This window comes from Microbacterium wangyouchuni (assembly GCF_054072595.1).
This window is the reverse complement of sequence record NZ_JBSVRM010000001.1, coordinates 226,651-239,117: the sequence shown is the minus strand read 5'-3', so window position 1 is coordinate 239,117 and position 12,467 is coordinate 226,651. Positions and strand designations below refer to the sequence as shown.

13 protein-coding genes are annotated in these 12,467 nt (G+C 65.4%); 3 read left to right on the top strand and 10 right to left on the bottom strand.

Annotation, left to right across the window (positions count from 1 at the left end; translation table 11 throughout):
• The 9 genes from ACW5CM_RS01200 to ACW5CM_RS01160 form a co-directional block, all read right to left on the bottom strand.
• Positions 1 to 1,305 carry a cytochrome P450 gene (locus ACW5CM_RS01200; RefSeq protein ID WP_439255276.1) on the bottom strand — a complete coding sequence of 435 codons (1,305 nt, stop codon included), beginning with the start codon at positions 1,303 to 1,305 and terminating at the stop codon, positions 1 to 3.
• Between the two features lie 87 nt (positions 1,306 to 1,392).
• Positions 1,393 to 2,217: an IclR family transcriptional regulator gene (locus ACW5CM_RS01195; RefSeq protein WP_438253835.1), complete on the bottom strand. Its 825-nt coding sequence runs from the start codon at positions 2,215 to 2,217 to the stop codon at positions 1,393 to 1,395.
• Between the two features lie 131 nt (positions 2,218 to 2,348).
• A complete protein-coding gene (locus ACW5CM_RS01190) occupies positions 2,349 to 3,053 on the bottom strand; it encodes a substrate-binding domain-containing protein (protein WP_438253834.1) in 705 nt (234 codons plus the stop codon).
• Positions 3,050 to 4,048 carry an aldo/keto reductase gene (locus ACW5CM_RS01185; protein ID WP_457123876.1) on the bottom strand — a complete coding sequence of 333 codons (999 nt, stop codon included), beginning with the start codon at positions 4,046 to 4,048 and terminating at the stop codon, positions 3,050 to 3,052. Before ACW5CM_RS01185 ends, ACW5CM_RS01190 begins: the two co-directional genes overlap by 4 nt.
• Positions 4,045 to 5,007, bottom strand: a complete 963-nt coding sequence (locus ACW5CM_RS01180; protein ID WP_457123875.1) for a Gfo/Idh/MocA family oxidoreductase — start codon at positions 5,005 to 5,007, stop codon at positions 4,045 to 4,047. Before ACW5CM_RS01180 ends, ACW5CM_RS01185 begins: the two co-directional genes overlap by 4 nt.
• A 3-nt stretch (positions 5,008 to 5,010) precedes the next feature.
• Positions 5,011 to 6,330: a protocatechuate 4,5-dioxygenase subunit alpha/beta gene (locus ACW5CM_RS01175; RefSeq protein WP_438253831.1), complete on the bottom strand. Its 1,320-nt coding sequence runs from the start codon at positions 6,328 to 6,330 to the stop codon at positions 5,011 to 5,013.
• A gap of 2 nt (positions 6,331 to 6,332) precedes the next feature.
• Entirely contained in the window at positions 6,333 to 7,268 is a 936-nt protein-coding gene (locus ACW5CM_RS01170) for an amidohydrolase family protein (protein ID WP_457123874.1), read from the bottom strand.
• Positions 7,269 to 7,270: 2 nt separating this feature from the next.
• Positions 7,271 to 7,963 (bottom strand): 4-carboxy-4-hydroxy-2-oxoadipate aldolase/oxaloacetate decarboxylase, encoded by a 693-nt coding sequence (gene ligK, locus ACW5CM_RS01165; protein WP_457123873.1) that lies wholly within the window; start codon positions 7,961 to 7,963, stop codon positions 7,271 to 7,273.
• Between the two features lie 15 nt (positions 7,964 to 7,978).
• Positions 7,979 to 9,016, bottom strand: coding sequence for an amidohydrolase family protein (locus ACW5CM_RS01160; RefSeq protein ID WP_457123872.1), 1,038 nt, complete (start codon positions 9,014 to 9,016; stop codon positions 7,979 to 7,981).
• Positions 9,017 to 9,136: 120 nt separating this feature from the next.
• Here ACW5CM_RS01160 and ACW5CM_RS01155 point away from each other — a divergent pair, with 120 nt between their 5' ends.
• Positions 9,137 to 10,051 carry a LysR family transcriptional regulator gene (locus ACW5CM_RS01155; protein ID WP_457123871.1) on the top strand — a complete coding sequence of 305 codons (915 nt, stop codon included), beginning with the start codon at positions 9,137 to 9,139 and terminating at the stop codon, positions 10,049 to 10,051.
• Between the two features lie 10 nt (positions 10,052 to 10,061).
• On the opposite strand, the gene ACW5CM_RS01150 is transcribed toward ACW5CM_RS01155, so the two are convergent.
• Positions 10,062 to 10,838, bottom strand: a complete 777-nt coding sequence (locus ACW5CM_RS01150; protein ID WP_457123870.1) for an IclR family transcriptional regulator — start codon at positions 10,836 to 10,838, stop codon at positions 10,062 to 10,064.
• An 83-nt stretch (positions 10,839 to 10,921) separates the two neighbouring features.
• On the opposite strand from ACW5CM_RS01150, the gene ACW5CM_RS01145 reads away from it, so the two are divergent.
• The gene (locus tag ACW5CM_RS01145; RefSeq protein WP_438253825.1) at positions 10,922 to 11,653 is read left to right on the top strand and encodes an SDR family NAD(P)-dependent oxidoreductase; all 732 of its coding nucleotides are present in this window, start codon (positions 10,922 to 10,924) and stop codon (positions 11,651 to 11,653) included.
• Positions 11,654 to 11,661: 8 nt separating this feature from the next.
• Positions 11,662 to 12,453 carry an SDR family NAD(P)-dependent oxidoreductase gene (locus ACW5CM_RS01140; RefSeq protein WP_439255284.1) on the top strand — a complete coding sequence of 264 codons (792 nt, stop codon included), beginning with the start codon at positions 11,662 to 11,664 and terminating at the stop codon, positions 12,451 to 12,453.
• The last annotated feature ends 14 nt before the right edge of the window (positions 12,454 to 12,467 follow it).

The window sequence follows — 12,467 nt, the reverse complement described above, 5'->3', positions numbered from 1 at the left end:
TCAAGCCTCCCAGGTGACAGGTACGGAGAGCGGCACGCGGAACGAGAGGTTCTCACGGAAGTCGATGTCGGCATCCTCGGCCAGTTGCAGGCCAGGGACCGCGGCGATGGTCTCCTCCAGGGCGATCTTCGCTTGGAGTTTGGCGAGCATGTTGCCGAGGCAGTAGTGGATGCCGAAGCCGAAGGACAGGTGGTTGCGGGCGTCGCTGCGGTCAATGTCGAAAGCGTCGGGGTTTTCAAAGACCTCGGCGTCGCGGTTGGCGGAGCCCATGACCAGCAGGACGTTCGCGCCCTTCGGGATCGCCACGCCGCCGATCTCGGTGTCGGCCAGCGCACGGCGGCGCCAGGCGACAATCGAGCCACTAAAGCGGAGCACCTCGTCGACCGCACTGGGGATGCGGCTGGGGTCGTCGACGAGGTGCTCCCACTGATCGCGATGCGACAGCAGCACGCGAATGCAGTTCGCGATCAGGGTCGTGGTGGTCTCGTGCCCTGCGAACAGCAGGCTGTAGCAGAGTGAGGCGATCTCGTGATCGGTGATCTCCGCTCCACCGTCCTGCGCCGTGACGAGGTCGGCGATCAGACTGTCGCCGCCATCTGCGTGTGCGGCCGTCACTAGCGCAATGCACTCTTGCCAGTACTCGACGAGGTTGTGCGCGTGCGGGATCTGATCCTCGTCGTCGAGGTTTCCCCAGGTCATCGCGGCCCGGGAATCCGACCAGCGCTTGTAGGTGGGAACGAGCGAAGGGTCGACGCCGAGCAGCGTGAGAATCGTGATCGTGGGGATGTCATAGGCGACCTGGGCGAAGAAATCGCCGGTGCGGTCGGGGTTCGCGAGCATCTCCTGGAGCGCGGCACGGGTGTTCTCGCGGATCGTGGGCTCGAGTGCCTTGAAACGGCGTGGGGTGAACGCCCGCTGTGCGATGGCTCGAATGCGGGTGTGCTCGGGAGGCATGCGAGCGGAGAGTCCGGAGTAGGCGGTGAAGCCGCCGTCCTTCATGATCTGCGTGGCCTGCGGGCCGCGCTCACGGACCGGTGCCTGCGCGTTCTCACTGGAGAACGTCTCCCAGTTCTCGAACGTCGACTTCACATCGGCGTAGCGGGTGACGACCCAGCAGTCGATGCGCTCGTCGTACATGACTGGCTCGTTGCGACGCAGTTCGGCGTAGGACGGGAACGGGTTCTTCATATCGAACGGCTCATAGCCGTGACGATCGTGGGCGGCCTCAGCCTGAGCGGCTGCACTGTGATCAATGGGGCAGCCGGCTGCAGCTGCGGCTCGGGCTTCGGTTGGCGAGAGCGCCATGACGACTCCTTCGTGTCAGCACCTGATGCATTGGGATTCCGACGACCTTCCGTGAAGTAAAGGTGGGCCGCCGGAACTACTGTTCATCTAACGCTTCGGATCAGGCTTCCGGGTGGTCGACTTCCGCCCAGTGGAAGCGGCTTGTTGAAGTGTCTGCAACGGGAAGCCGCCAACACTCGCTTCGAGGCGTCGCGCGATCCCCCTCATCGCCGGAAGATGACGCTCAATCGATGACGCGGCATCTGTCGTGGTGACCAACCCCAGGGCAGCGCCGACCACCCCCAGCTGGAACACCGGTACGGCGATCGATGTTGCCCCGAGCCTGGTTTCGTCGACGGTCGTGGCGAAGCTCTGCGACCGCACGGTTGCGAGCTCAGCGCGCAGCGCATCCGGGTCGACGTGCGTCAGCGCTGTGCGTCTTTCGAGCGGTTGCGTGATAATCGCCTCGCGCACCCATGGCTCCTCGAATGCGAGCAGCACTTTGCCGACTGCGGTGGCATGCAACGGCAGTCGGCCACCGACGCGCGAAGCCTGCGGTACACGCCTAGTGCCGTATACACGGTCGATGTACAGCGCCTCGGCATTCTCCCTGACTGCGATGTGCACCGTCTCCTGAGTGAGGGTGAAGAGGTCCTGCAGCAGCGGGCGGGCGATCTCGCGCACCTGACGTCCCGCGTGCTGGCCGAGTTCCCACAGCCGCAGCCCGATCTGGTAGCGGCCGTTGTCGTCCCGCTGCAGCGCGCCCCAAGCTTCCAGTTCAGCGACCAGGCGGTGGGTCGTGCTCAACGGCAGTCCGGTCTCGGTGCTGATCTCGGTCAGGCTTCGCGGTGAGAGCGACCTCTCGAAGAGCGCCAGAATCGTGAGCACTCGCCCTGCGACGCTCTGCCCTGGCTCGGATGTACGTCCAGCCATCGGCCACCTCCTCGTGACGAACCGCTTCCGGTGAGTGGAAGTGTACGCGCGAGGCTCTGGGCCGCGCCACCGTGTGCCGGGCAAACAGGGGCGCCGACCGACACGCGTGCCGGCCGAACGGGAGGGCGACGTCAGCGCCCCGGCACCCCGAACGCGTTCTGCACCTTGATCGGCGCAGCCGCCGGCGACGCGAAGAATTTCAGCACCCGACCGGCGCGCTCCTGGTCGACGGATGCCGTTGCCACCGCACCCGCGAAGACGGTGTCGATTGCACAATCGGAGGGCATGACGCCGAGGATGCGGATGCCGCGCTGTCCGACGAGCTCACTGAGCTGCTGGAACCCGAGATCGGCCTCGCCCGCAGCCAGCGCAGTGGCCACAGGAATCCCCGGACGCGCCTGCACGAGACGCCCCTCCAGTTCCGAAGAAAGCCCCCACTCCTCGATCATCGACACGAGCGCTGCGCCGCTGGGGCCCGTCGAATAGCCGATGCGGTTCGCGCCGCGCAGCGCCTCGCGCACACCCTCGGCAGAGTCGAATGCCGCCCCCGCCGGTAGCCCCGCGGGCCCCGCGCCCACCGCAGGAACGGCCACCGCCACCTGAGAGAGCACAAGCGGCACCACGGTGGCGGCATCCACGTGCCCTTCGTCGGCCAGACGAGACAGCGCCGGTTGCGCGAGGAAGACGAGGTCGAAGGCCTCGCCCGCCGCCACACGGTCCGCAGCATCCACTCCCCCGACCGACTCGATGTCGACACGGGCGAGCCCGGTCGCAGCTGTGACGGCTGTCAGATCCGCCAACACCCGCCGGGTCGCCATCGAGGAAATCGCCTTCACGATGCGTCCTCGAAAGTTTCCGCATCCACCTCGGCGGCCGGACCGGGCGCATAGCGCGGACCCGAAACGGTGGAAGTGGAGATCAGCTCACCGGCGCGCGCCAGCAGCGCGGCATCCACCGAAAGCGACAGGGCAGCGAAGTCCTCGCGCATGTGGTCGACGCTCGTGGTGCCCGGAATCGGCACGACATGCTCTCCCCGCGACAGCAACCAGGCGAGCGCAAGCTGCGCGGGCGTGCACGCAGCCTCTGCGGCGAGCGCACGCCATCTGGGCAGCAGCGCTTCGTTCGCGGGCCAGTTGCCCGAAGAAAACCGCGGCATCGCCCGACGGATGTCCTTCTCCGCCAACTCACCTGGATCAGCAACCGAATCACTGAGGAACCCGCGTGCGACCGGGGAGAACGCGACCAGCGCGATCCCGGCATCATGCGTCGCGGAGAGCATCCCGAGTTCCGGGTTCCGACTCCACAGCGAGTACTCGTTCTGCACGGCGGCGATGGGAGCGACCGCCTGCGCTTCGCGCAGCCGCTCAACAGACACCTCCGAAAGCCCGATCGCGCCGATCTTTCCGGCATCCACGAGAGAGGAAAGGGCGCCGACGCTCTCGCCGATCGGTACGGTCTTGTCCCACCGGTGCAGGTAGTACAGGTCGATGTGGTCCACGCCCAAGCGTGAGAGCGAAGCATCCACCTGCGCACCCAAGGTCGAAGGCCGCCCATCGATGACCTTGACGCCATCCACCATCGCCATGCCGCCCTTGCTGGCCAGCACGACCTCGTGGCGGCGCCCACGCAGAGCGCGACCGACGAGCTCCTCGTTACGACCGGCGCCGTAGAGCGTGGCCGTGTCAAGGTGCGTCACGCCGTCATCGAGAGCAGCACGCAGCAGCGCGAGCCCCTCTTCCTCGGATGGGGGCACGCCATACGCGTGACTCAGGTTCATGCAGCCCAGCCCCATCCGCGGAAGCGCCCGCGCGCCACCCTCAAGCACAGTCACGCGAGCTGCTTCTCCAGCTGGCCGAGCACCCGGTAGCAGTCGATGACCTGACGAAGCGAGGAGTTGGGCTCACGTCCCTCACGGATCGCCGAGATGAATTCGCGATCCTGCAGCTCAATGCCGTTCATGCTGACGGCGACGTTCGACACGTCGATCTGTTCTTCCTTGCCGTTGAAGAGGTCGTCGTAGCGGGCGATGTAGGTGTCGGTGTCGCCGATATAGCGGAAGAACGTGCCGAAAGGTCCATCGTTGTTGAACGACAGCGACAGCGTGCAGATCGCCCCGGTCTCGCTCTTGAGCAGAATTCCCATGTCCATGGCGATACCGAGGTCCGGGTGAATCGGCCCCTGGACAGCGTGAGCCTCGACGATCTTGCCCGCCTGGTACGCGAACAGGTCGACCGTGTGCGCTGCGTGATGCCACAGCAGGTGGTCGGTCCACGACCGCGCCTCGCCCTTGGCGTTCGTGTTGGTGCGGCGGAAGAAGTACGTCTGCACGTCCATCTGCTGCACGGCGAATTCACCTGCGTCGATCCGGTTGTGCACGAGCTGATGCGAGGGGTTGAAGCGGCGCGTGTGGCCGACCATCGCGACCAGCTCGGATGCTTCTGCCGCTTCGGCCGCAGCGAGAGTAGCCTCGGCATCCGCCAACGAATCGGCCAGCGGAATCTCGACCTGCACGTGCTTACCCGCGGCGAGCGCGGCCTGCGTCTGCTCCGCGTGCATCCCGGTCGGTGTCGCGAGGATGACAGCATCCACGTCGTCGCGCTCGAGAACGGCCTCGAGACCGACGACGGCGTTCGCGACGCCGTACTGCGCGGCGACGGCATCCGCCTTCTCCTGCGAGGTGGCGCTGACGACAGTCACCTCGGCGTCCTCGATATTCTTCAGGCCGTCGAGATGCTTCATGCCGAAGGCCCCGTTAGCGCCGACGACGGCAACGCGAATCTTGTCAGTCATGCATTACTCCTTCTGGGCGGACGGGTTGGTTAGCACCAGGTGTCCGACCGCCGTATTCGACGCGGGCACATGGTAGAACCGGTGATTCAGCTCAGGAGCATCCCCACCGAACTGGTCATCCATCGCACCGCGGGCGATGAGCCAGTCCACGAGTTCGATGCCCTCAGAGCCCGCCTCGTCAACGTACTCCATGTGCTGCCATTCGGTCAGCCCCAGCGGGTCCTCGATGAGGTGGTCCAGGAACGCGTTGTCCCACTCCTCATTGATGAGGCCGGCGCGCGGGCCCTGCAGCTGGTGGCTCATGCCGCCGGTGCCCCAGATCTGCACGTTGAGCTCTTCGCCGTCCCATTTGTCCAGCGCTCGGCGCAGTGCCTTGCCCAGCTCGTAGCAACGACGTCCGGACGGCACCGGGTACTGCACGACGTTCACCGCCAGCGGGATGACCCGCACGGGCCACTGCTCCTCGGGGCTGAGCTCACCGAACACGAGCGACAGCGGAACGGTCAGGCCGTGATCGACGACCATCTCGTTGACGAGGGTGAGGTCGAAGTCATCCTGGATGACCGACTGGGCGATGTGCGCAGCAAGCTCCGGGTAACCCTTGACGTCCGGAACCGGACGCGGGCCGTAGCCCTCATCAGCAACCGGATACTCGGCGCCCGTACCGAGCACGAAGGTCGGAATGATCGACGCGTCGAAGGCGGTGGCGTGGTCGTTGTAAACCAGGATGACGACGTCGGGCTTCTCGTCCTTCACCCACGAGCGCGTCCACTGGTAGCCGTCGAAAACCTTCTTCCAGTACGGCTCTTCGGTCTTGCCGAGGTCCATCGCGGCACCGATAGCCGGCACGTGCGAGGTGAATAACGCGGAGGTGTACTTCGCTGGCGCATTCGGGCGGAAGGTCTCGGCCTTCTCGCCGGGCGCAGGAGGCGTCCAGCCGTCCAGATCCTTCAGACGGTTGCCCTCGGGGCGCCGCCCACCGCCGACCATCATGTCGCGGTACGCGGCCTCGCTCATGCCGGTCATGGAGCCGGCCATCTGCTGGAAGCTCAACCCGTGGGTGGCGCCGATCTTGCTGAGGAAGTAGATGTTCCCGCCCTCAGCGATCATGGTGTTCATATCCATGTCGAGCACGGCCTGACGCTGCACCGGGTTCAGCGGCCACTCGTCGAGGTAGGCCTCCTGGTCGGCGAGGAAGCGCGCACGGTTCTCGGGCTTCATCAGCGACATCGAGAACTGGTTGAGGTGGTAGCCCTTGCGGGCCTGGTCGGCATCATAAATCGTGGTGCCAGGAATGTCCTTGTACGGCTTGTCGAGTGCCATGGTCATTCTCCTTCTTGCCAATAGAGGCGGCGCGGATTGTCCACGAGCAGCTTCTTCTGCAGCTCGGGCGTCGTCGCGATCTGGGGGATGTAATCGACCAGCAGCCCGTCGTCAGGCATGTGGTCTTTCAGGTTGGGGTGGGGCCAATCGGTGCCCCACAGCACGCGGTCGGGGAACTCCTCAACCACGCGACGGGCGAACGGCACGACGTCACTGTACGCCTGCTGCTCACCATTAAGGGCGCGGGGACCGGCGACGCTCAGCCGCTCCGGGCACGACACCTTGGTCCACACGTTGTCGTTCTCCCGCATGAAGCGCAAGAACAGTCCGAATTCTTCGCCGTCGACGTCCTTCGTGACGTCGGGCCTGCCCATGTGGTCGACGACGACGGGCGTCGGGATGCTGGAGAAGAAGTCGTAGAGCTCGGGAAGATCCTCTGCCTCGAAGTAGATGACCACATGCCATCCGAGAGGCGTGATCTTCTGAACGATGTCGTCAAGCGAGTCGGTGGGGACCCGGTCGACGAGACGCTTGACGAAGTTGAAGCGCACACCGCGAACGCCCGCCTGATGCAACTCGGCGAGCTGCTCGTCGGTCACGTCGCGGCGGACAGTGGCGACGCCACGGGCACGGCCCTCGCTGCGGTTCAGCGCGTCGACGAGTGCGGAGTTGTCTGCGCCGTGGCAGGTGGCCTGCACTATGACGTTGCGGTCGAAACCGAGGTGGTCGCGCAGTGCGAACAGCTGCTCAGCCGAAGCATCGCACGGGGTGTACTTGCGCTCGGGGGCGTAGGGGAATTCCGCGCCAGGGCCGAAGACATGGCAGTGCGCGTCGACGGCTCCTGCGGGCAGGGTGAACGTCGGCTTCGTGGGACCGTCGTACCAGTCCAGCCAGCCTTCTGACTTCGTGAAGTCACCCGTCGTGTCACCGTGAGCCATGCTCAGTCCTCCACATATTCCAGGCCGGCTTTGGCGAGCGGCTCGCGCATGCCGTACAGGTCGAGTCCGAGGACACCGTCGCGGAACTTCTGGCGCTTTTCCTCTTCGTTGTCTTCGCGCTTCTGGCTGGCATCCGCCACCAAACCTGCGAGCTCGCGCGGAACCACGACGACGCCGTCGACATCGGCGACGATCACGTCTCCCGGGTTGACCAGGGCGTTGGCTGCGACGACCGGCACGTTGACGGAACCGAGCGTGGCCTTGACCGTGCCCTTGGAGTTGATCGCGCGGGAGAAGACCGGGAAGCCCATCTTCTCGAGGTCCTCGACATCGCGAACGCCGCCGTCGATTACGAGGCCCTTGCAGCCACGAGCGGTGAGGGAGGTGGCGAGCAGGTCTCCGAAGAATCCGTCTTCGCTCTCGGTGGTGCAGCCGGCGACGATCACGTCGCCCTCCTGCACCTGCTCGGCAGCGACATGGAACATCCAGTTGTCGCCGGGCTGCAGCAGAACGGTGACGGCGGGACCGCACATCGCCGCACCCTTGTAGACGGGACGAATGTAGGGGCGCATGAGGCCGACGCGGCCCATCGCCTCGTGGATGGTCGCAACGCCGAACTTCGACAGGCGCGCGACGTCATCGGGGTCGGGGCGCTGGATGTTCGTGTGGACGATGCCGAGGTTATTCAGTCGCATTTTCTTCTCTCGTTCTCAGAGACCGCGAGCGGTCAGGGCGCGGTCAAGGCGCGGGTAGACGCGGCGGGCGTTGCCCTCGAAGACCTGGGCCCGCTGGGCGTCGGTGAGGTTCGCGGTGGCGTCGACGTACTTCTTGGTGTCGTCGAAGTAGTGACCGGTGCGCGGGTCAATGTCGCGGACCGCGCCGATCATCTCGCTCGCGAACAGGATGTTGTCGGTGGGGATGACGTCGGTCAGCAGGTCGATACCGGGCTGGTGATAGACGCAGGTGTCGACGTAGACGTTGTCGAGCAGGTATTCCTCGAGCTCGGGCTTGCCGAGCGCCATCGCGAGTCCGCGGAAGCGGCCCCAGTGGTAAGGGATCGCCCCGCCGCCGTGCGGGATGACGAGCTTCAGGTCGGGGAAGTCCTTGAAGAGGGTGTCGCCGCCGCGGATCAGCTGCATGAAGGCCGTCGTGTCGGCGTTGAGGTAGTGGTCACCGGTGGTGTGCATCACGTCCGGCATGCACGTGGAGCTCACGTGGATCATGGCCGGGAGCTCGTACTCGACGAGCTTCTCGTAGATCGGGTACCAGGACCGGTCGGTGATCGCCGGGGACGTCCAGCGGCCGGCCGACGGGTCGGGGTTGATGTTGACCGTGACAGCCCCGAGTTCCTCGACGGCGCGAGTGATCTCCGCGACGGTGGTCTTCGGGTCCTCGCCCGGGGACTGCGGGAGCATAGCGCCCATCATGAACCGGTCGGGGAACAGCGAGCTGACGCGTGCGACGAGGTCGTTGCACATGCGTGCCCAGGTCGCGCTGACTTCACGGTCGCCGATGTGGTGCGCCATGAACGATGCACGCGGGCTGAAGACGGTGAGGTCGCTGCCGCGTTCGTTCATCAGGCGGAGCTGATTCTTCTCGATGCTCTCGCGGATGTCGTCGTCGCTGACCTCGAGCGCGGCGGGGTCAGGAGCGTCGCCCTCGCCCTTCGTGAAGGCGATCTGCTGTTCACGCCAAGCGCCGACCTGCGCGGGAGCCGTCGTGTAATGGCCGTGGATGTCAATGATCAACGTGTGTCGTCCTTGTCACTCGGATGCTGTCACTCGGATGCTGTTGCTCACGACTCTAGGTCGCCGTTTCCATACAGTCCAATAGATGTTTTGCACCCAAACTATAGATATGCTCTATACATGGTCATGGCGGATCTCAACCAGCTGCGCACCTTCGTCGTGCTCTACGAGTTGCGCAGCGTGACAGCCGCTGCCGAACGCCTGCACGTGACGCAGCCGACCGTCAGCTACACCCTGCGGCGCCTGCGCGAGAAGTTCGGCGATGAGCTGTTCCGCCGTGAGGGGCGGGACATGGTGCCGACGGCGAAAGCCACTGCACTGTTCGCCCCGCTGCACGAAGCCCTCGCGCAGATCGACGAAACGGTCAGCGATCCGGATGCGTTCGAGCCTGCCGGTTTCAGCGGCGAACTGGCGCTCGGGCTCACCTCGATCGGCGAGCAGACGTTCCTGCCGCCAATCATGGCGGCACTCGCCCGGGAAGCGGCGAGTCCGCACCTGCAGGTGCAGCGATTGGATTCTGATCAGGTCGAGGACGGACTGATCCGCGGCACGATCGACCTGGCGATGACCGTTTCGATGATCGGCAGTCCGCGGCTGTGGCGCACGCACGTGCGGGCCGTCGAATACGTGGCGCTGACCTCAGTCGCACATCCGTTACCCCTGACCGGGGCGGACATGTTCGCCGGACGTCATTTCGTGCGCGTCTCAGCGCGCGGGGGGCACGTGTTCCCGCTGCAGGTGCTGACCGAGCACGCACTCATGTCGCAGGTCGCGCTCACGGTCGAGGAGTACGCGACCGTGCCCGCCGTGCTGCAGGCCACCGACCTCGTCGTACTGCTGCCGAGGCACGTCGCCGAGGTGTTCAGCGGATGGTTCCAAGGGCTGCGGATCACCGATCTTCCGTGGCCCGCGCAGTCGACGCCGGTCTCGCTGTACACCCGGCGCGAGGCAAGCCTGTCACCGGCCCAGAAGTGGTTCCGTCACATTGTGCTCGACGCCGTCGCCGCCGGCGAGTACCGGCGCAGGCCCGCGTGACGGATTCTTCTTAGGAACGCCGCCCGGCGACGGCGTCCGCCACCTCGATGAGATCCTGCGTCCACCTCTCGCCGAGTTCGCGGGTGAAGCGGGCGATCGGCAGCGCAATACTGAAGGCCACGCGCTGACCTCCGAATTCCCCGACCGAGATCGACAGCGCGGCGACGCCCGGCTCGCTCTCTTCGAAGTTCCATGCGATCCGCGATCGGCGCACATCATCGAGCTGCTCCCGAAGCGAATCCAGGTCGACACCGACGTGCTGCGCTCTTGGGCTCGCCAGGGCGACTTTGTAACGCGCGTCGACCTCTTCGTCGGTCAGATCCGCCAGCAGAACCTTTCCACCGGACGTGACGTGCGCTGGGAGCCACACTCCTACGCGCAGCCCGAAGCGCAGAATGTGCGTGCGCGCCTCAATACCATCCAAGTGCAGAATGCGCGTGCCGACGAGCGCGGCGACATGCACAGTCTCCCCCGTGCGCTCGAAGAGGCCTTCCAGCGCCGGACGCAGTCGATCGGTCAGCTGCGGAATCCGTGTCGAAAGGCCGGGGTTATGCAGAGCAGGCCCGACCGAGTACCGACGATCGCGCCCCTGCGCGGCAAAGCCGTCCTGCACGAGCGTCGCGAGCAGACGCTGCGCAGTCGAGGCATTGACATCGAGCGCCGCTGCCGCTTCCGTCACCCCCAGATTTCCTTCTTCGATCAGGAGTTTCAGCAGGACAAGCGCCCGGTGGACGGACTCAACTCGCGGAGCATCTTTGCGTATCACGCAAAACAGACTACCTTGCATTGCTTAGCGCGCAATATCCCTCTATCATCGCAACGTCCGGGAAAAACTCCGTACCCCAACGAACGATGAAGTTTGAGGATTCAATGCCGATCAGAACAGACGCAGACCGCGGCGCTATCGTCGTCGGCGCATCGAGCGGAATGGGCGCGGCCATCGTGCGCCGACTCGTCGCAGACGGCATCGAGGTCGTCGCCCTTGATCTCGCCACCGCACAATGGCCCGCTGACCTCGGTGCGACCACCAGCTCGATAGACGTCACTGACCCCGAAGGCGTCGCGCGTGCCATCGCCGAAGCATCCGCACACCTCGCGCACCTCGACATCGTCGTAAACTGCGCCGGCATCCTCGGCCCGGTCGCCCCCACCCTCGAGACCGATCAAGCAACCTTCTCCCGGATCGTCGGACTGAACCTCGGCGGTGCGTTCGCCGTCACGCGGGCCGCACTTGCGCACCTCGTGCCACAGGGCTTTGGCCGGATCATCCACATCGCCTCGATCGCCGGCAAGGAGGGCAACCCGCAGATGGCCGCCTACTCCGCATCAAAGGCGGGAGTCATCGGCATGGTCAAGGCGATCGGCCGCGAGTACGCGGCAAGCGGCGTGACCGTCAACGCCATCGCCCCGGCATCCATCGACACCCCCCTTATCCAGGGGATGACGGCAGAGCGTCGCGAGGTGCAGAAGTCGCTCATTCCGATGGGCAGGTTCGGCACGGCCGAAGAGATCGCCGGCCTTGTCGCCTACATCGCCTCTCCCGATTCCTCGTTCACTACGGGCTTCGTCTTCGACGCCTCCGGTGGCCGGGCCACGTACTAGGAGCACTTATGAACACCACCACGCGCAGCGCGATCGTCACGGGCGGAGGCGGCGGCATTGGCCGCATCGTCTCCGAGCGACTCGCCTCGGTCGGTTACCGGGTCGTCATCGCCGACGCCTCCGCCGATTCGGCCGAAGCCGTCGGAGCATCCCTTCCCACACCGAACGGTGGCCACCGAGTGGTCACCGGAGATCTCACCAGCCCCGAAACGAACCGCGCCGCCGTCGAAGCCGCCCGCGAACTCGGGACGCTGAGCGTTCTCGTCAACGGGGTCGGAATCTCTCCCAAGGACGAAGGGCGCAAGCGTCCGTTCTACGACGTCTCTCCCGACGAATGGGATCTCGTGATGGCCGTCAATGTGAAGGCGCCGCTGCTGTTAGTGCAAGAAGCCTTCCGGCACATGCCAACAGACGGATCGGCATCCATCGTCAATATCCTCTCGATCGCGTCGCGCCTCGGCACCGGCGGTCTCCCGAGCGACACATTCCCCCCCTTCCTTCCGTCATCCATCGCATACGCCGCCTCGAAGGGCGCTCTGCAGAACGTGACCGCCTCACTGTCGCGTGAGCTCTCGAGCTTCCACATCCGCGTCAACGGCGTCGCGCCCGGATTCGTACAGACGCAGATGACTGGCGGGGTGCCATCGGCCGAGGCGCAGCAGATGATCGGGCAGGTTCCGATGGCACGCTTCGCCCAGCCGAGTGAGATCGCGGACGCGATCGAGTTCCTCATCAGCGACAACGCCTCGTACATCACGGGCGCGAGCCTCGACGTCAACGGCGGCATGCTCACCTGCTGAGCGACCCGCTTCCC